The 18291-nt window shown below is 68.5% G+C and carries 18 protein-coding genes; 10 read left to right on the top strand and 8 right to left on the bottom strand.

Features of this window, described 5'->3' with window-relative positions; genetic code table 11:
• Positions 1–7: 7 nt before the first annotated feature.
• Positions 8–181, top strand: coding sequence for a hypothetical protein (locus tag M3330_RS07675; protein WP_162836426.1), 174 nt, complete (start codon positions 8–10; stop codon positions 179–181).
• 76 nt (positions 182–257) lie between these two features.
• The gene (locus tag M3330_RS07670) at positions 258–1538 is read left to right on the top strand and encodes an MFS transporter (protein WP_039587574.1); all 1281 of its coding nucleotides are present in this window, start codon (positions 258–260) and stop codon (positions 1536–1538) included.
• A 3-nt stretch (positions 1539–1541) separates the two neighbouring features.
• Here M3330_RS07670 and M3330_RS07665 read toward each other — a convergent pair whose 3' ends face one another.
• Positions 1542–2591, bottom strand: a complete 1050-nt coding sequence (locus M3330_RS07665) for a patatin-like phospholipase family protein (RefSeq protein ID WP_071936306.1) — start codon at positions 2589–2591, stop codon at positions 1542–1544.
• A 166-nt stretch (positions 2592–2757) separates the two neighbouring features.
• On the opposite strand from M3330_RS07665, the gene M3330_RS07660 reads away from it, so the two are divergent.
• A complete protein-coding gene (locus tag M3330_RS07660) occupies positions 2758–3744 on the top strand; it encodes an LLM class F420-dependent oxidoreductase (protein WP_255028179.1) in 987 nt (328 codons plus the stop codon).
• An 81-nt stretch (positions 3745–3825) separates the two neighbouring features.
• Here the strand turns inward: M3330_RS07660 and M3330_RS07655 are convergent, their stop codons facing one another.
• Positions 3826–4389, bottom strand: a complete 564-nt coding sequence (locus M3330_RS07655; protein ID WP_039587568.1) for a GNAT family N-acetyltransferase — start codon at positions 4387–4389, stop codon at positions 3826–3828.
• Between the two features lie 17 nt (positions 4390–4406).
• Entirely contained in the window at positions 4407–5075 is a 669-nt protein-coding gene (locus tag M3330_RS07650; RefSeq protein ID WP_255028175.1) for a DUF3239 domain-containing protein, read from the bottom strand.
• Between the two features lie 272 nt (positions 5076–5347).
• On the opposite strand from M3330_RS07650, the gene M3330_RS07645 reads away from it, so the two are divergent.
• Genes M3330_RS07645 through M3330_RS07635 form a run of 3 tightly spaced genes read left to right on the top strand, consistent with a single transcriptional unit; the run spans position 5348 to position 9082 of the window.
• Entirely contained in the window at positions 5348–6718 is a 1371-nt protein-coding gene (locus M3330_RS07645) for a CitMHS family transporter (protein WP_255028858.1), read from the top strand.
• A 49-nt stretch (positions 6719–6767) separates the two neighbouring features.
• Entirely contained in the window at positions 6768–8438 is a 1671-nt protein-coding gene (locus M3330_RS07640; RefSeq protein WP_024103077.1) for a sensor histidine kinase, read from the top strand.
• A complete protein-coding gene (locus M3330_RS07635) occupies positions 8420–9082 on the top strand; it encodes a response regulator (RefSeq protein WP_006551688.1) in 663 nt (220 codons plus the stop codon). Before M3330_RS07640 ends, M3330_RS07635 begins: the two co-directional genes overlap by 19 nt.
• 40 nt (positions 9083–9122) lie before the next feature.
• On the opposite strand, the gene M3330_RS07630 is transcribed toward M3330_RS07635, so the two are convergent.
• The 4 genes from M3330_RS07630 to M3330_RS07615 form a co-directional block, all read right to left on the bottom strand.
• On the bottom strand, positions 9123–10781 hold the full coding sequence (locus M3330_RS07630; protein ID WP_006551687.1) for a DNA repair helicase XPB: 1659 nt from the start codon (positions 10779–10781) through the stop codon (positions 9123–9125).
• Between the two features lie 132 nt (positions 10782–10913).
• Positions 10914–11072, bottom strand: a complete 159-nt coding sequence (locus M3330_RS07625) for a hypothetical protein (RefSeq protein WP_019289943.1) — start codon at positions 11070–11072, stop codon at positions 10914–10916.
• A gap of 23 nt (positions 11073–11095) precedes the next feature.
• On the bottom strand, positions 11096–11263 hold the full coding sequence (locus M3330_RS07620) for a hypothetical protein (protein ID WP_019289942.1): 168 nt from the start codon (positions 11261–11263) through the stop codon (positions 11096–11098).
• Between the two features lie 15 nt (positions 11264–11278).
• Positions 11279–11716 (bottom strand): hypothetical protein, encoded by a 438-nt coding sequence (locus tag M3330_RS07615; RefSeq protein WP_255029082.1) that lies wholly within the window; start codon positions 11714–11716, stop codon positions 11279–11281.
• Between the two features lie 188 nt (positions 11717–11904).
• On the opposite strand from M3330_RS07615, the gene M3330_RS07610 reads away from it, so the two are divergent.
• From M3330_RS07610 to M3330_RS07595, 4 genes are read left to right on the top strand one after another with little or no spacing between them, the layout of a single operon-like run.
• Positions 11905–12969, top strand: coding sequence for an ABC transporter substrate-binding protein (locus M3330_RS07610; protein WP_094980924.1), 1065 nt, complete (start codon positions 11905–11907; stop codon positions 12967–12969).
• Positions 12966–13829 carry an ABC transporter permease gene (locus M3330_RS07605; protein ID WP_255028170.1) on the top strand — a complete coding sequence of 288 codons (864 nt, stop codon included), beginning with the start codon at positions 12966–12968 and terminating at the stop codon, positions 13827–13829. The genes M3330_RS07610 and M3330_RS07605 overlap by 4 nt, the downstream gene beginning before the upstream one ends.
• Entirely contained in the window at positions 13805–14530 is a 726-nt protein-coding gene (locus M3330_RS07600) for an ABC transporter ATP-binding protein (RefSeq protein ID WP_219130432.1), read from the top strand. The genes M3330_RS07605 and M3330_RS07600 overlap by 25 nt, the downstream gene beginning before the upstream one ends.
• Before the next feature lie 28 nt (positions 14531–14558).
• The gene (locus M3330_RS07595; protein WP_255028168.1) at positions 14559–15914 is read left to right on the top strand and encodes an LLM class flavin-dependent oxidoreductase; all 1356 of its coding nucleotides are present in this window, start codon (positions 14559–14561) and stop codon (positions 15912–15914) included.
• A gap of 70 nt (positions 15915–15984) precedes the next feature.
• Here M3330_RS07595 and M3330_RS07590 read toward each other — a convergent pair whose 3' ends face one another.
• The gene (locus M3330_RS07590) at positions 15985–18264 is read right to left on the bottom strand and encodes a helicase-associated domain-containing protein (protein WP_006551682.1); all 2280 of its coding nucleotides are present in this window, start codon (positions 18262–18264) and stop codon (positions 15985–15987) included.
• Between the last annotated feature and the right edge of the window lie 27 nt (positions 18265–18291).

The raw sequence follows: 18291 nt of genomic DNA, 5'->3' as shown, positions 1-18291 counted from the left end.
GACTCTCATGTGTTACCCCGTCGCCTGCCCGAACTGCGCAAAGACCGGATGGGGCGGATGCGGACAGCATGTCGACGCCGTCATGCGTTCGGTGCCCGCCGCCGATCGCTGCACCTGCGGTCAGGACACCGTCCCGGCCCGCGCCGAGCGTCGAAGCGTGCGGTCGCTCTTCCGTCGCTGACCTCGGTCGCAACCATGGAGACGGCGTACGAACCGGAACCGGCCGTAGCCGTCGGCCCCGACCCGGAGGCCGGGACGTGAGCCCCAGGGCCACGCCCCGGCCTCCGGTGCTGGGTCTGCGGGCCAACGCCGCCCAGTTCACCCTGCTGGTGGCGGTCAACGCCCTGGTGGGAGGCATGGTCGGTCAGCAACAGACCGTTCTTCCGCTGCTTGCCGAGAACGAATTCGGGCTGAGCGGTTACACATTCATCTTCACCTACGTGGCAGCCTTCGGGATCACCAAGGCTGCCGCAAACTACTTCGCCGGGACCTTCTCCGACCGCTACGGGCGCAAACCGGTGCTGCTGGTGGGATGGTTGTTCGCCCTGCCGGTACCTCTCATGCTGATTCTCGCCACCGACTGGTGGTGGGTGGTAGCCGCGAACGTACTGTTGGGTATCAACCAGGGGCTCACCTGGTCGACGACCGTGGTGATGAAGATCGATCTGGTCGGTCCGGCCCGGCGCGGTCTGGCCATGGGACTCAACGAAGCTGCAGGTTACGGCGCTGTCGCGGTGACATCGCTGTTCGCCGGTTATCTGGCCGAGCATTTCGGTCTGCGCCCCGCACCCTTCCTGCTGGGGCTCGCGTACACCGCCCTGGCGTTGGTGTTGTCGGGTTTCTTCGTGAAGGAGACCCGGGATCACGCGTTGCTCGACGCCGGGCAACATGTGGCCCGCGCCGACGGAATCCACGATCACCTTCACGCCGACCTGACCGACCGTGAGATCGTGGTCCAGACCAGTCTTCGGGAACCCGCTCTGTCCTCGGCGAGTCAGGCGGGATTGGTCAACAACCTCAATTTCGGTCTCTCGTGGGGGTTGTTCCCCCTGTTGTTCGCCACCGCGGACCTCACCGTTGCACAGATCGGCCTGCTGTTCGCCCTTTATCCAGGAGTGTGGGGCGCGGGACAATTGGTCACCGGAGCCCTTTCGGACCGGATCGGCCGGAAGCACCTGATCACCGCGGGAATGGCCACGCAGGCGGTCGCCCTGGCGGTCATCGCGCTGAGCGACGCATTCGCGGGCTGGGCGACCGGCACCGTACTGCTGGGTGCGGGCACCGCCATGGTCTATCCCACCCTGCTGGCCGTGATCGGCGACGTCGCCCATCCGGTCTGGCGAGGCCGGGCCGTCGGCGTCTACCGCGTCTGGCGCGATCTGGGCTACGCGGTCGGGGCAGTCCTCGGCGGGATCGTCGCCGACCTGATGGGTCTGCACGCCGCGGTCGGAGTCGCTGCGGCCGTCAGCGCAACCTCCGCGCTGATCGTCGCTCTCCGGATGTACGAAACACACCGGCCGATGGACGCTGCTCGGTAGCAGTCAGGGCGAGCCGGGCACGTCCGATGACGAGTCGGCAGAGATCTCGGGCCCCGAACCGGTGGGGGCGGAGGCCGCGATACCGGCACGGTCGAGGGCGTCTTCGGTCAGTGAGCGACCCAGCGCGATCATGTCCGCAGCCTTGTGGAAGTCGAGGCTTCGACACGCGGTTCGTGGCACCTCGACGAGGATGTCGGGCGGATAGGCCGCCAACTGGAACCGGGACAGCGCCGACTGCATGATGTCGAGCGACCGGTTCATCACCGCGACGCGTCCGAACTTCGGGACGAGCGCATCGTCGGTGTCGACATCTCCGGCGTCCTCGGCAGCCACCTCCGGTGGCTCGTCGCTCGCCGCACCGGTCGAGAACCGGTTGACCACCGACCGCACGATGTCGGTGTCGAGCATCTGGTTGGCGCTGCGCCGGAAACGTGCCTTCCATTCCTCGATGGGACGTGCTTCCGAGCTTGCGTTCTCGGGTGAGTGCGCCGCGCCGTGTTCCTCCCCACCGAGACTGACCCCGATCGTGAGGTCGGCGGGCATGCCGACCGTCGGTGCGATCGGCAGAGGCGACAGGGTGCCGCCGTCGGTGAGGACACGGCCGTTGAGTATCACCGGCGTGATGACGCCGGGTATCGCGATGGACGCCCGGATCGCCGAGTGGACGGGACCTCGCTGGAACCAGACAGCGCGACCTGCGGCGAGATCGGTGGCGACCGCGGTGAAGGGAATCGGAAGTTCTTCGATCACCGCGTCGCCGAGGATCTCCCGCATCTTGGACAGGATCCGCTCCGCGCGGATCGCGCCGGGAGCCGAGACGGACAGGTCGAGCAGGCGCACGACATCCATCTGGGACAGGCCGGTGGCCCATTCGGTGTACGGGTCCATCGCGCCTGCCGCATAGACACCACCGACCAGCGCACCCATCGAAGCGCCTGAGACTCCGACGATTTCGAGACCGCGTTCCTCGATCGCCCGGATGGCGCCGATGTGGGCGTACCCGCGGGCGCCGCCACTGCCGAGGGCGAGCGCCACGCGTGTCCGTCCGGCCATGGGTCCGATGGTACGCAGCACCCTCGTCGATATCCGACGGGAACGCAGTCGTCGTGTCGCACACGGTGCCGGACTTCGGGAGGAATGTTCGGCGGTCGCACCGCACACTGGAACCCGTGGGGTGGATGGACGACATCGTGCCCGTACCTACCAGCGAAGGAGTCGCATGCGTTTCGGACTGTTCGTTCCTCAAGGTTGGCGCCTGGACCTCGTCGACATCGATCCCTCCGACCATTGGCGGGTGATGCGCGATCTCGCCGTCCGTGCCGACGCCGGGCCGTGGGAATCGATCTGGGTGTACGACCACTTCCACACCGTCCCTGCGCCCACCGATGAGGCCACCCACGAGGCATGGAGCCTCGTGTCGGCCTTCGCTGCCGTCACCGAGCGGGTGCGCATCGGCCAGATGTGCACCGCCATGGCCTACCGCAACCCCGCCTATCTCGCGAAGGTCGCCGCCACCGCCGACATCATCTCCGGTGGGCGCATCGAGATGGGGATCGGTGGCGGATGGTACGAGCACGAATGGCGTGCATACGGTTACGGTTTCCCGTCGGCGGGTGAGCGACTCCGCCGGCTCGACGAGGGCGTGCAGATCTTCCGCCAGGCCTGGACCACGGGTTCCGCGACACTCTCGGGCAGGCACTACACCGTCGACGGAGCCATCGTCCGTCCGCTTCCGCTGCAGGAGGGCGGCATTCCGCTGTGGATCGCCGGTGGCGGCGAGAAGGTGACCCTGAAGATCGCCGCGAAGTACGCGCAGTACACCAACTTCGACGGCACACCCGAAGGATTCGCGCGCAAGTCCGAGATCCTGCGCGAGCACTGCGCCGAGGTCGGCACCGACTTCGGCGCCATCGTGCGATCGGCCAACTACAACGTGGCGATCGGCCGCACCGAAGCCGAGGTGCAGGACCGGCTCGAGGCACTGCGGGCCCGTCTCGAACCGATCGTCGGAGCGGAGAAGGCCGACGGGGCGCTCGACGCCTTCCGGGGGATGCCCGCCGTCGGCACTCCCGAGCAGGTCGTCGAGAACCTCACCGCACTGAAGAAGCAGGGGCTCGAGTACGCGATCTTCTACCTTCCCGAGGCCGCCTACGACACCTCGGGGCTGGAACTGCTCGAGAAGGAAGTGCTCCCGCACCTCGCGTGATCCCCACGGCCCCCGAGGGCCACAGCGCTGAGAACTACAGCGCCCGAGGACTACAGCGCCCGAGGACTACAGCGCTGAGAACTACAGGGGCCAGCCGTCCACGGGTCCGGGTGGGTCGTCGGCCGACAGTCCGGCGACCCACACGTCCCGCAGCACGCCCCGCTGGAGCAGGCCGTTGCGGGCAATGCCCTCGTACCGGAACCCGACCCGTCGCGCGACGAGCGCCGAGGCGTCGTTCCCGACGAATGCGCGCCAGGCGACCCGCGGGACGTTCATGCCGTCCTGCGCGAAGGCGAAGCCACATGCCAGTCGCACCGCGGCCGTCGCCGTACCCCGGCCTCGGGCCGTCGGTGCGATCCAGTAGCCGATCTCCGGATCGGCACTCTCACGCGGGACGAATCCGACCATGCCGCAGAACATCCCATCCGCGGAGCTTCGTACGGCCCAATCGGGGAAACCGTTCGCCCACTTGGCCGGAACGACGTCCTCGACGAAGTGCAGTGCGTCGGCCCGGGTGTAGGGGGAGGGCACGGTGGTCCACCGGGCGATCAGAGGATCCCGGCACGCCTCGGTGATGGCGTCGACGTCGGCCGGACCCGGTGGCGAGAGCACCACCGCACCGTCGGTCAGCGTGCGTACTTCCATGTCACCGCAGTCCTGTGTCACCGCAGCTCGGGCGGCAGTTCCTTGCTCGCCAGTTCGAGGCGACGCTCGTCGTTGGCGTCGACCTGGTCCACCATCTTCAGCTTGTCCTTCAGCACGCGCCACTCCACTTCGGGGATCTGCGCGACCGCGTCGGCGATGACCTTCTGATCACGGGTACCCCAGGCGATCGGCATGGGGCCGACCATCTGCCACACCCCCGAGTCGTTGCGGGTCGTGCGGTCGGAAAGGACCGCGGCACACGGCACGCGCTCACCGATCGCGATCCGGTGACCCGGCACCGCCTCCACGTTGCGGGTGACCAGGGCGAAGTGCCGGCCGGACGTCTCGGGCTTGGCGATGTCGACGAGCGCGAGCAGCGTCAGCCCGCGGGCACGCTCGGCGGCGACGACGGCCGGGACGAGAGGGCTGTCGCGGTAGAGCTGTTCGATGGTCCCCACCTTGCGCGGCGCCCACAGCGCCACCCACACCGACGTCGCGGCCGCGACCGCCAGCACGGCGGCGACGATGTACGCCCAGGCTTCGCCGAGCAGGAACAGACCCACCGCACCCGCGACGCACACCAGGCCGACGAATATCGCCGACCACCGCAGACGACGGACATCCGCGAGGGTCTGGTTCACGGCCTTGGCATGGGGCAGGTCCACAGGGAAGTCGAAGCGGCGCACGCCGCCAGCTTATTGGAGCCCTTGGGCCGACCACTGTCGGCCTCCGGCGGCGAGCCCGACCACGACGGGCTCGAGCAGAATGCGCACAACGGCGCTTTCGCGCGCAACGGTGACTCGGTGAGGGACGTGGCCACACACTCTGCTGTAGCAGAGATCACACAACCCTCACGGCTTCGAGCCGGACCCCCACACCAGACCTCCGGTCGCGCCCGCGACCCGTGGTCGACGTGTGCCCGGACCGGCCCCGATCACGTCAGAAAGTGGGCACCGCCATGCTCGTCGTCCTCGGCTTCCTGATGGTCGCCACGTTCATGTACCTGATCATGTCGAAACGGGCCACCCCGGTCGTCGGCCTGATCCTGGTCCCGGTCGCGTTCGGCCTGATCGCCGGAGCCGGCACCGACATCGGCGACATGATCGTCGACGGCGTCGAAAGTCTCGCCCCCACAGCGGCGCTGCTGTTCTTCGCGATCATCTTCTTCGGCATCATGATCGACGTCGGCCTGTTCGACCCCCTCGTGCGGCTCATCCTGCGGCTCGTGCGCGACGACCCGGCACGACTGGTGATCGGAACCGCTGTGCTGGCGATGGTCGTCTCCCTCGACGGGGACGGGTCCACGACGTTCATCATCACCACCTCCGCACTGTTGCCGCTCTACCTGAAACTGAAGGTCAGCCCGGTCGTCCTCACCGTCGTCGCGGGCCTGGCGAACGCCACGATGAACATCATCCCGTGGGGCGGGCCGACGGTCCGTGCAGCCAGCGCGCTCGGGTTGTCCCCGTCCGACGTGTTCGTCCCGATGATCCCGTCGCTCGTCGTCGGACTCGTGGTCGTGCTGGGCTTCGCTGCTCACCTGGGCTTCGTCGAACGTCGCCGTCTCGGAAAGCTCACGTGGAAGCCCGACCTGATGCCGCTCGGCGCTGGTCCGTCCGGAGTGGGTACGACGGTCGGAAAGGGCACCGATACGACCGACGGGGAGGTCGGTCGGTTGGCTGCCGGACTCGACCCCGACCGTCCGACCCTGCGTCCGCGTCTGCTGCCCTTCAACGCGATCCTCACGGTGGCGCTGCTCGTCGTCCTCGGCCTCGACATCCTGCCGATCCCCGTGCTGTTCATGATCGCCGCCGGTATCGCGCTGGCCGTGAATTTCCCTCGCGTCGTCGATCAGTCCGCCGCGATCGCACGCCATTCGTCGAGCATCGTGTCGGTCGTCGCGATGGTGTTCGCCGCCGCCGTCCTGACCGGCGTGTTCCAAGGCACCGGCATGGTCGAATCGATGGCGTTGTGGCTCACCGGCGTCGTCCCCGACGCACTCGGCCCGTTCCTCGCCGTCATCACCGGCCTGCTCAGCATCCCGATGACCTTCTTCATGACCAACGACGCCTTCTACTTCGGGGTGCTCCCGGTGCTGGCGGAGACGGCAGCGCAGTACGGCATCGAACCGGTCGAGATGGCGCGCGCATCGATCACCGGACAGCCCGTCCACATGCAGAGCCCGCTGGTCCCGGCGATTCTGCTGCTGGTGACCCTCGCCGGGGTGCCACTGGCCGACCATCACCGCAAGGTGCTGTGGCGCGCCGGAGTGGTGTCGGTCGTGATGCTCGTCGTCGGGGTGGTACTCGGGCAGATTCCGTTCGGATGAGATCGGCCCCGGGCCACACTGGACGGATGGGACGAACGGGAGCGACGCCGTGAAACTTCGCACCCAGGTACTTCTGCTCCAGTCCGCGGTGGTGGCGGTGGCACTCGGCATCGGATTCACGGTGTTCGCCACCACCACCGAGGACCGAGTCACCGACGAGCACGGTCAGCGGGCGCTCGCGATCGCACGGTCGGTGTCCGCGGACCCGACCGTGCGGGACGAGGTCGCACGCTATTCGGCCGCCGACGACGGGGTGGTTTCCCCGGACAACCCGGAACTCGCATCCGGTGCGGTGCAGGAGGCCGCCGAGGCCGTCCGCACCGCCACCGGAGCGTTGTTCGTCGTGGTCACCGACGACCAGGGACTCCGGCTCGCGCATCCCGATCCGGAGCAGCTCGGCCGGAGGGTGAGCACCGACCCCACCGAGGCACTCGCCGGACGGGAGGTCGTGACCAGCGAGTCGGGCACGCTCGGCGATTCGGTCCGGGCCAAGGTGCCGGTGAGCGATCCCGTCTCGGGCAGGGTGGTCGGGGAGGTGAGCGTCGGCATCGCCACCGACCGGGTGCGCGCCGACCTGCGCAGCGACCTCGCCGATGCCGTCCTGATCGCGCTCGCAGCACTCGTGTGCGGTGCTGTCGGATCGTTGCTGCTCGCCAACCGCTGGAAGCGGCTCACTCTGGGACTCGAACCCGAACAGCTCACCGAGCTGGTCCGCGAACAGGAGGTCGTGCTGCACGGGATCTCCGACGGGGTCGTCGGCACCGACGCGCGCGGCAACGTCACCGTCGTCAACGCCGAGGCGCGTCGTCTGCTCGATCTCGACGACGGAATCGGTCGCAGTGTCGACACCCTCGGAATGACCCCGCGGTTGCTCGACGTGCTGCGCTCCGCGGAGGGCATCCCGGTTGCGGCGACCACCGGCGACCGGGTCGTCGTCGCCGTTTCGCGGCGTGTGGTGCGCGACGGCCGGGATCTCGGCACGGTGATGTCGGTGCGGGACCGGACCGACATCGAGACGCTCACGCGCGAACTCGACGCGGTCAAGGCGATGAGTACGGCACTGCGGGCCCAACGGCACGAGTTCGCGAACCGGCTCCACCTGCTCGACGGACTGCTCCGCCGGGGGCATGCGGAGCAGGCGCTCGAGTACATCGAACAGATCCTCGGTTCGGGTCCGCTCGGTGAACAGCTCGAGGGCATCGACGCGATCACCGACCCGTACCTGCACGCCTTCCTCGTCGCGAAGGCCGCGCATGCGCGCGAGCAGGGAGTCACGCTCGTGCTCGGCGAGAACACGTGGGCGCACGCCACCGTGCGGGCACCCGTCGACGTCACGACGGTGCTCGGCAACCTGCTCGACAACGCGATCGAGGCGGCACGCACGAGCGGGCGCGCTCCGGCCGAGGTCGAGGTGGAACTGATGGAGGACGGTGCCGACCTGCACGTGAGTGTCGCGGACACCGGCGACGGCGTCGATCCCGCGCTGCCCGACGTCTTCGCCGAGGGCGCAACGACCCGCAGCGATCCGACGGTGCCCGGTGGCCGGGGAATGGGGCTGGCGCTGGCACGGCGCATCGCGCGGCTGCACGGCGGCGACGTCGTGCTGGCGGACCGTGGCGGGCAGCGCACGCCGGAGAATCCGACCGGGGGTGCGGTCTTCCTGGCGACGCTGCCCGGGATGCTCGACGAAAGGGACACGGGATGGGCGGAACGGATCTGAAGGTCCTCGTCGTCGACGACGACTTCCGGGTCGCCGAACTCCACGCCTCCGTGGTCTCGGGTGTGGCGGGATTCGAGGTCTGCGCGGTCGCCGGGAGCATCGCGGCGGCCCGGGACGCCGTTCGGGCCGGTCCCGTCGATCTCGCCCTCGTGGACGTGTACCTACCGGACGGCTCCGGGATCGACCTGATCCGGAGCCTCGAATGCGACAGTTTCGTGCTCGGTGCCGCCGGCGAGGGCACGACGGTGCGCGCGGCACTCACCGCCGGTGCGCTGGTGTATCTGGTCAAGCCGTTCGCAAGCACCGAACTGGCCCGGCGGCTGGCGGCCTACGCGCAGTACCGCAGGGTCGTCGCGGGGGAGGAGCTCACCCAGACCGAGATCGACACGGCGCTGGCCGCACTGCGGCCGGTGTTGCCGGCCGCCCGCCCGGCACCCTCGCGTTCGATGACCGAAGAGCTCGTGATGCAGGCGCTCCGGGAATCACCGGAACCGATGTCGGCGGGGGAGGTGGCCGTGACGATCGGGGTGTCGCGCGCGACCGCACAGCGCTATCTCGCGGCGCTCGTCGCGAAGAAACGCCTGCGGATGCAGTTGCGCTACGGCACCACCGGCCGCCCCGAACAGGAATACCGGCCGCAGTGACACGAAGTCCCTGTGACGCGTCGCGCAGGGACGCTCCGCGTCAGCCGATCTGCGGTCCGAGCAGGTCGTCGGCGTCGGTGATCCGGTACGCGTAACCCTGCTCGGCGAGGAACCGCTGGCGATGCGCGGCGTATTCGGCGTCGAGGGTGTCGCGCGAGACCACGGAGTAGAAGTGGGCCTGCCCGCCGTCGTGCTTCGGACGCAGCAGCCGCCCGAGACGCTGGGCCTCCTCCTGACGCGAGCCGAAGGTGCCCGACACCTGGATCGCGACCGAGGCCTCCGGCAGGTCGATGGAGAAGTTCGCGACCTTCGACACGACGAGCACCTTCAGCTCGCCCGACCGGAACCGGTCGAACAGCGCCTCGCGTTCCTTCGTCTTCGTCGAACCCTTGATGACCGGGGCGTCGAGCGCTTCACCGAGCTCGTCGAGCTGATCGATGTAGGCACCGATGATCAGTGTCGGGGCGTCCTGGTGCTGCTCGAGGATCGACTTCACGACCGGGATCTTGGTGCGCGCGGTCGAGCACAGCTTGTACCGTTCCTCGGGCTCGGCGACCGCGTACGCCATGCGCTCGGCGTCGGTGAGGGTCACGCGGACCTCCACGCAGTCGGCGGGGGCGATCCAGCCCTGGGCTTCGATGTCCTTCCACGGCGCGTCGAACCGCTTCGGGCCGATGAGCGAGAAGACGTCGCCTTCGCGTCCGTCCTCGCGCACGAGGGTCGCGGTGAGACCGAGGCGGCGGCGGGACTGCAGGTCTGCGGTCATACGGAAGACCGGCGCCGGCAGCAGGTGCACCTCGTCGTAGATCATCAGCCCCCAGTCGCGGGAGTCGAACAACTCGAGATTGCGGTATTCACCCTTCGACTTGCGGGTGATCACCTGGTAGGTGGCGATGGTGACCGGGCGGATCTCCTTCTTCTCGCCCGAGTACTCGCCGATCTCGTCCTCGGTGAGGGAGGTGCGGGCGATCAGCTCGCGCTTCCACTGGCGCCCGGCGACCGTGTTCGTCACGAGGATGAGCGTCGTCGCGCCGGCCTTCGCCATCGCGGCCGCGCCGACCATCGTCTTACCGGCACCGCACGGCAGCACCACGACACCCGAGCCGCCCGACCAGAACGAGTCGGCGGCCAGTTCCTGGTAGTCGCGCAGGTGCCAGGGGTTCGTCTCGAAGTCCAGCGAGATCGAATGGGCCTCGCCGTCGACGTACCCCGCGAGGTCCTCGGCCGGCCAGCCGATCTTCAGCAGCATCTGCTTGACGCGTCCGCGCTCGCTCGGATGCACGATCACGGTGTCGTCGTCGATGCGCGCACCGAGCATCGGGGCGATCTTCTTGTTTCTCAGGACCTCGGCGAGCACCGCCCGGTCGAGGCTGACCAGGGTCAGGCCGTGGGCGGGGTTCTTGACCAGCTGGAGGCGCCCGTAGCGGCTCATGGTGTCGACGATGTCGACGAGCAGCGCCTGCGGGACGGCGAACCGGGAATGTGAGACCAGCGCGTCGACGACCTGCTCGGCGTCGTGACCGGCGGCACGGGCGTTCCACAATGCCAGCGGCGTCACCCGGTAGGTGTGGATGTGCTCGGGGGCGCGTTCGAGCTCGGCGAACGGTGCGATCGCCTGCCGCGCCTCGTTCGCCCGGTCGTGATCGACCTCGAGGAGCACGGTCTTGTCGGACTGGACGATGAGCGGTCCGTCGGCCACGAGTGCCTCCTGTGGATGGAAAGTAGAACTTTCCCATTCTCCAGGTTCGGGCCGTACCGCGCCACCACGACGGTGTACGGCCGTGCGTTCCCCCGTGGCGGGAACGCACGGCCGACCGGTTTCACGGCGTACTCACCGTGCGAGCGACTGCCGCACCTCCATCACGCACACCAGCGCCTCGGAGATACCGGACCGGTAGCCGGCGTCTTTCTCGGAGGTGGGAGGTCTCGAATCCAGTTCCGATTCGAGTCGTTCCTGGATCTTGTCCAGGGCATGCAGCGTCCGCTTCATTCCAGTACCGATTTTCTCTTTTCTCAGGCCGGCTGTTTCATCGCGCCGGCACGCTCGTCGAGAACGAACACCCGTGCACGCGCCAAGGCGGCGCGATATCCGTGCCGCTGTGCGTCGGTGCCCGTTTCCCGACCGGACAATCCACTTATCTTGTCGTACAGCGCTTCGAGCGCTGCGATTTCGAGATCCATGGCCTGCAACCGGATTCAGCTCCGCTTCCGCTTACGAATGAACTCGCCGGCTTCGGCGGCCTTCTGCCGCTTCTCCTGACGACGTTCCTTCAGGGACTTCGCTGGCTTCTTCGAATTCTTGCCCTTGTCGGCCATTGTCACTCCATCTTCGATGAACAACCACTCGACAAGACCACACCATACGTCATTTCCCGGAAAAAGCCAGTCGCTCGAATTATTCTGTGCGCCATCCGAACACGGCGCTGAAATGTTCCGTACTCCGGTGTCCGGAGTTGATTTCACCGTGCGCTGATCCCTGTCGGGAAGTTCCGCGCGGCCGATACCGTCACCGGCGATGCTGTGCAGACAGAGGACGTCCACAGCCCGGGCGGACGGGGGAGAGCGATGGGCCGGACAGTGATCGCAGGCCGCAGTGCCTCGCGTCGCGAACACCGTGCGTGTCGTGTCGTCCACCGATCGCGGTTCCGTGGCTGTCCGCACTGTCGCTGTTCTCCGTACCGTGACCGCTGATTTCGGGACTGCGGTTTCCGGGACTGCTGTCCTCGCGGTCGGGCCCGCGCTCGGGTTCCCGCTCGTCTTCCGGTGGCGCACGTCGGCGTATTCGCGCGATGTCGCGCCCCTCACTTTCGCAAGGAGTTCTCATGATCGTGTCCTCACTCGTGCGCTCTCGAAGATCGCGCGCTCCGATCGTCGTCGCGGCCGCACTGAGCGTCGTGCTCACCGGGTGCGCCGGCGGTTCGACCGGGGGATTGTCCGCCGACGCCGAAATCCCCGAGGAGATTCCACCGGGGACGTCGTTGAGCATTGCCGTCAAGCCCACCCGTATCCAGCTCGAAGCGACCGGTCGTATCGACGAGTTGCCGTTCACGGTGTCGGACTGGCCCGACGTCTCGGCCGGTCCCGACGTCATCCAGGCGTTCCGCGGCGACGCCGTCGACCTCGCGGTCAATGCGGCGATTCCTCCCATCCAGGCCCGTGCCACCGGGCTCGACGCCAGGATCGTCGCCGTACGCGAGAAGGATTCGCCGCAGTACTCGCTCGCGACGGCACCCGGTACAGACATCGATTCGTTGGACGACCTGCGCGGCAGGAAGATCGCGTTGTCGCCGGGGCAGGCCCAGGGTGTCGTCGTGCTCCGGACGCTGAAGTCGGCCGGAATCGGTCTCGACGAGGTGGAATTCGTCGAACTACCGAGCACGCAGTTCCTCACGGCGCTCCAGGCGAAGCAGGTCGACGTCGCACCGCTGGCGGAACCTACCCTCACGAAGTACCTGAACCAGTACGAAACCGAGGGTGCGCGAGGGGTGTTCACGCCCGAGGTCGACGCGTTGAGTGTTCTGTGGGCTCCGGTGTCCGTGCTCGAGGATCCCGCGAAGGTCGCGGCGATCAAGGAATTCATCCCTTTGTGGGCACAGGGTGACGTCTGGGCGTGGGAGAACCGGGACGAGTGGATTCGGAAGTACTACGTCGAGAGCGAGGGGGTGTCGTACGAGGACGGCAGGCGGATCGTCGAAACCGTCGGCCAGAAACCGGCATATCCCACCGACTGGGACTCCGCGATCGAATGGACGCAGGAGACCTCGGAACTGCTCGATGAGGCCGGATGGTTCGACGAGTTCGACGTCGAGCAGATCTTCGATCGCAGATTCGAAACGATTGCCGCGGAGTCGGTTCCGCAGGAGTACCGGAAGGGGTCGGATTCGTGACCGGCACACTGACACGGCCGGTGGCGGTCGGCGCCCGCCCACCGGACCCCACCGATCAGCCACCGACGGAGGGGATCAGGCCGCTCCGGCGGCTCGGTCTCCGCAAGGCCGTCCCGTTCTCGCGCATGACCGGCGTGGTTCTCCTGCTCGTCGTGTGGGCGATCGGGTCGGGTGCCGGATGGATCGACGACCGCAAGCTCTCCGCTCCCTGGACCGCGGTGACCAGCGCGGTCGAACTCGTCGCGGAAGGAACTCTGCAACAACACATCCTGGCATCGTTGAGCCGTGCCGTGCTGGGCTTCGTGATCGGATGTGTCATCGGCACCGCGCTCGCGCTCGCATCCGGCCTGACGCGCACCGGTGAAGCACTGATCGACGGCCCTGTGCAGTTCAAGCGTGCTATCCCGACGCTGGGTCTCATCCCGCTGCTGATCCTGTGGCTCGGCATCGGCGAGACCTTCAAGATCACGGTGATCGCACTCGGGACGGTCGTGACCATCTACATCCAGACGCACAACGCTCTCACGGCCCTCGAACAGCGCTACGTCGAACTCGCCGAGGTCCTCGCTCTCACTCGCGCACAGTTCGTGCGGAAGGTGGTGCTGCGAGGAGCGCTGCCCGGATTCTTCCTCGGTCTGCGCCTGGCGGTGACCGGTGCGTGGCTCACCCTGATCGTGGTCGAGAGCATCAACGCCGTGAGCGGCCTGGGCAAGATGATGTTCAACGCCCAGAACTACGGTCAGCCGGACGTCATCCTCGTCGGATTGCTCGTCTACGGCATCTTCGGTCTGGCATCCGACGCCGGTCTCCGGTTGGTCGAGCGTCGGGCGCTCGTCTGGCGGAAGACGCTGGGCGGATGAGCGCCGTACGCATCCGCGGCCTGATCCGCGGCTTCGGCGACCGGAACGTGCTCGACGGGCTCGACCTCGAGATCCCCGACGGACAGTTCGTCGCCCTGCTCGGCAGGAGCGGATCCGGGAAGTCCACCCTGCTGCGTGCGCTCGCCGGCCTCGACTACGACGTGGAGATCCGGGGCGGCGCCCTCGCGGTACCGGAGAAGGTCTCCGTCGCCTTCCAGGACTCCCGCCTGTTGCCCTGGCTGCGCGTGCTCGACAACGTCACGCTCGGGCTCGACAGGCAGGGCAGGAGCCGGGGATCCGAGATGCTGGCCGAGGTCGGCCTGGCCGGGCGCGAGGACGCCTGGCCGCTCGAACTCTCGGGCGGGGAGCAACAGCGTGTCGCGCTGGCCCGGGCCCTGGTGCGGGAGCCGCAGTTGCTGCTCGCCGACGAGCCGTTCGGCGCGCTCGACGCCCTGACCCGCATCAGGATGCACGGACTGCTCGACGACCTCGTCCGCGCGCACCGTCCCACCGTGCTGCTCGTGACTCACGACGTCGACGAGGCGATAGTGCTCGCCGATCGGATCGTCGTGCTGGACGAAGGGCGCCTCGCCGTCGACTGCCACGTGGATCTCGACAAGCCCCGTTCCATCACGGATCCCGGTTTCCGGGACATCCGTGAAGACCTCCTCACCGCCCTCGGTGTCATCACGCAACTGTGACGAAAGACCTTTCACGACAGGAGAAGACATGACCGATCGTCGATTGCACCTCAACGCCTTCCTCATGCCCGTCGGCCATCACGAAGCGGCCTGGCGTCTGCCGGAGAGCGACCCGAACGCGAATCTCGAAATCCAGCACTACATCTCGCTCGCCCGCACCGCCGAGCGTGGCAGGTTCGATTCGGTGTTCCTCGCCGACAGCCCCGTGCTGTTCGCGAATCCCGAACGGCGTCCGAGCGGCAAGCTCGAACCCACGATCATCCTCACCGCGATCGCGACGGCCACCGAGCGGATCGGTCTCATCGGGACCGCGTCGACGACCTACAACGAGCCCTACAACCTCGCGCGTCGATTCGCATCGCTGGATTTCGTCAGCGGGGGACGGGCCGGCTGGAACATCGTCACTACCGCCGGTGACGACGCCGCTCGCAATTTCGGTCTCGACGGCGTGCCGGCGCACAAGAGCCGCTACGCGCGGGCCGCCGAGTTCGTCGAGGTGTCGACCAAGCTGTGGGACAGCTGGGAGGACGACGCGATCGTCGCCGACAAGGAGGCGGCGATCCACGCCGACTCCGCGAAGGTCCACACCTTCGAACACGAGGGAGAGTTCTTCTCGGTGGCCGGGCCGCTCAACGTGCCGCGGTCGCCGCAGGGCTATCCGCTGCTCGTGCAGGCGGGCTCGTCGGAGAACGGCAAGGACTTCGCCGCGCTGTACGCCGAGGCGATCTTCACTGCTCAGCCCACCTTCGAGGAGGGCAAGGCGTTCTACGACGACGTGAAGGATCGGGTCGGCAAGGTCGGCCGCGACCCGCGGCAGGTGCTGATCCTCCCGGGCATCGTGCCCGTCATCGGCGATACGGAGAATGAGGCACGCGAACTCGAGGCCGAACTGGCCCGGCTGATCTCGCCCGAGTACGCGCGCCACCAGCTCGCCGACCGGTTCGGGTTGCGGCCGGAGCAGCTTCCGCTCGACGAGCCGCTGCCGGAGAACCTGCCGTCCGAGGACGAGATCGAGGGAGCCAAGAGCCGGTACACGCTCATCGTGCAGCTCGCGCGACGGGAGAACCTCACGGTGCGGCAGCTCATCGAACGACTCGGCGGCGGTCGCGGCCATCGAACCTTCGCGGGCACGGCCGAGCAGGTGGCCGACACGATCGAGCACTGGTTCCACAGCGCCGCGGCCGACGGCTTCAACATCATGCCCGCCGTGCTGCCGTCGGGGCTCGAGAAGTTCGTCGACGGTGTGGTGCCGATCCTGCAGGAGCGCGGTCTGTTCCGCACCGAGTACACCGAATCCACCCTGCGTGGGCACTACGGGCTCCCACGGCCGGAGAACCAGTTCACCGTCGGCGGGGCGTTCGTGGGGTTCGCGACGCAGCGCTGAGCCTCTCCGCCCACGGGCCGGTGGTGGGCGGTTCCAGGCGATGCTCGATCAACCGCACCCGGGTCCGTCGTCAGTCGACCAGCGCCACCGACGTAACGCGGTGCAGGACGAAGCTGCGCACCGAGCCGGTCGCCGGGTCGAAGGCCTGCACCTGCCCGCCGCCCACCGACACCGGGTCGACGATGCGGCGCGTCGCCACACCCTGAGCGTCGACGTAGCCGAGGGTGACGCTGCGCTTGCCGTGCACGGCCAGTTGCAGCAGCGCGAGCGTCGCCGCACCGCCGGACCGGCTGCCGTCACCACGTGCCGAGGCCGTCGGTGTCGCGGACTCCGCACGGTCGCCGGCGCGCAGCGTGCGCACGAGGGTGTCGAGCTGCTCGTCGCTCGGCGCGGTGGGCCCGGCATAGCGGGCCCGGGCACGCGGCATCGCGACGCGGGCACCCCGGGGCCGTAGATCCACGATCGCTCCCGATGCGTCCTCCCCGGCGGGAGCGAAACCAGCGGCGCGCAGCTCGGTGAGCACCTCGGCAAGAGGCGCCTGCGAGATCGCGACGGTCGGGGCGACCGCGCGCAGGGCGAGCGTGGCGGCGACCGGGGCGGACAGTACCTCGGTGAGCAGAGCCGGATCGTCGGCGCGGACGAAGGACGTCGCCACACCGGCCCGCAGGCGTCCGTGGCGACGCGCGACGTCGTCGATCAGGTAGGTGAGCGACTGCGGCACCGGGGTGCGCGAATGCGTCGCGAACAGGCCGTGCAGGTCGCTCGCGCCGAGCCCGGCGTCGAGCGCGCGCCGGATACTGCTCTCGCCGATCCGGTAGACGGTCGCGGCACCGGCCGATTCGACGTCGGCGACGAGCGCGATCCGCTCGCCGAGTTCGGGGACGAGCGGTCCGGGGGCGACGACCGTGAGGTCGGCCTGGACGAGCACGTAGTCGACGGGTTCGGGGAGCACCGCTGCCATCTCGGCCTCGGCGTCGCCGCCGTGCAGCAGCGCCTTGCCCGGCGACGCGAGCATGCCGTGCGCGACGAGACCGAGTGTCGTCGCCTCGCGCACGGTCTCCACGACGCTCGTCGTGTCGAAGCGACTCGCCCAGCGAGGACGACGCCACGCCGCAGCGGTACGCAGGTCGGCGACGTCCGTGCCCGCCGCCGGCACGTCGGAGAGGGCGTCGAGCAGCAACCGTCGGTCGCGGGCGGCAGTAGGGGACTTCACCTCGTCGGACAGCGCGGCGACCGGCTTGTCGTTCTGGTCGCGCCGGCCGATCAGCCAGGGCCGGCGCGGCAGATCGAGCCAGGCACCGGCGAGCACGGCCCAGCGGTAGGCGGGGGAGGACGCGAGCCACGCGTCGGTGGCGGTGGTCGGTGCCCAGTGATCGTCGTCCCCCGGTGTCGGCGGATCGGGGAGGCCCCGCGCGATCAGGCCGGCACCCGCGAGGACCTCGACGACGAGCGCCGTCTCGTCGTCGTCGAGTCCGACCGCCTTCCCGATGCGATGCAGTTCGCGGACACCGAGCCCACCGGCCTTGAGGACGGGGGCGGCTTGCGCACCGAGGGTGTCGAGAACGTCTTCGCAGTGCCGCAGCAGTTCGAGGGCGGCGCCGCCGGCGGTCGCATTGACGTCGGCGGTCGATCGGGTGGGTTTCGGTGCGCGCGGGGGAGCGAGCGCCGCCGGATCGAAGGGAGCGTCGTCGCGCAGTGCCTGGCCCACCCGGTGGGGGAGTTCGACGGTCTCGTCGTCGATGCGGAAGAGCAGTCCGGCGGCGAGCAGTTTCTGCACGGGCCGGTCGGCGGGGGTGTCCGGTGCGGCGTCGCGGGTCCGACCGATCGGGGACGTACGCGACAGGGTGTCGAGGATGCTGCGCTGCTCGGGCGGAAGAGCCGCGAGGAGGTCGTCGAGCTCCTGCCGGGACGGTCCGGTGACGTCGCCGGTGCGTCCGACGCGCCACGGAACGGCGTCCACGGCGGCGGCGACGAGACGCAGTTCGTCGGTGGACCCCCACACGAGCAGCAGCGAGCGCAGGGTGGACAGGATCCGGTCGAGATTCCTCGCGCTGATGCGGCCGGAGACCTCGTCGAGCACGGCGGCGCGGGAGACGGGGGTGTCCACCGCTCCGAGACGGGCCAGCACCTCGATGATCCCGAAGGCGGCGGTGTCGAGTTCGTCGGCCGCACGGAACACCGAGGCGCGTTGCTGAGCCCGGCTCGCGAGCACGTTCATGCTCGCCGGTGGCGGCACTACGAGATCCGGACGGGCGCGCAGCGTGGCGGCCAGATCCGTGTCGCGTCGACCTGCCAGCCAGCGGGCGAGGGAGTCCGAGGCGGTGTCGGGAGCGGGCGTGGTCGGGGACATCCCCTCCAGATTAGAGACCTGCGGTAG

The organism is Rhodococcus sp. GA1 (genome assembly GCF_024321955.1).
In the GTDB taxonomy this organism is placed as follows: Bacteria; Actinomycetota; Actinomycetes; order Mycobacteriales; family Mycobacteriaceae; genus Rhodococcus; species Rhodococcus pyridinivorans.
This window is presented reverse-complemented; position numbering and strand designations above follow the sequence as displayed.

Excerpts from the sequence above, each read along its gene's own strand:
- M3330_RS07675 (WP_162836426.1), top strand. The coding sequence starts at position 8 with ATGTGTTACCCCGTCGCCTGCCCGAACTGCGCAAAGACCGGATGGGGC.
- M3330_RS07665 (WP_071936306.1), bottom strand. The coding sequence starts at position 2,591 with ATGGCCGGACGGACACGCGTGGCGCTCGCCCTCGGCAGTGGCGGCGCC.
- M3330_RS07660 (WP_255028179.1), top strand. The coding sequence starts at position 2,758 with ATGCGTTTCGGACTGTTCGTTCCTCAAGGTTGGCGCCTGGACCTCGTC.
- M3330_RS07655 (WP_039587568.1), bottom strand. The coding sequence starts at position 4,389 with ATGGAAGTACGCACGCTGACCGACGGTGCGGTGGTGCTCTCGCCACCG.
- M3330_RS07645 (WP_255028858.1), top strand. The coding sequence starts at position 5,348 with ATGCTCGTCGTCCTCGGCTTCCTGATGGTCGCCACGTTCATGTACCTG.
- M3330_RS07635 (WP_006551688.1), top strand. The coding sequence starts at position 8,420 with ATGGGCGGAACGGATCTGAAGGTCCTCGTCGTCGACGACGACTTCCGG.
- M3330_RS07625 (WP_019289943.1), bottom strand. The coding sequence starts at position 11,072 with ATGAAGCGGACGCTGCATGCCCTGGACAAGATCCAGGAACGACTCGAA.
- M3330_RS07620 (WP_019289942.1), bottom strand. The coding sequence starts at position 11,263 with ATGGATCTCGAAATCGCAGCGCTCGAAGCGCTGTACGACAAGATAAGT.
- M3330_RS07610 (WP_094980924.1), top strand. The coding sequence starts at position 11,905 with ATGATCGTGTCCTCACTCGTGCGCTCTCGAAGATCGCGCGCTCCGATC.
- M3330_RS07595 (WP_255028168.1), top strand. The coding sequence starts at position 14,559 with ATGACCGATCGTCGATTGCACCTCAACGCCTTCCTCATGCCCGTCGGC.
- M3330_RS07590 (WP_006551682.1), bottom strand. The coding sequence starts at position 18,264 with ATGTCCCCGACCACGCCCGCTCCCGACACCGCCTCGGACTCCCTCGCC.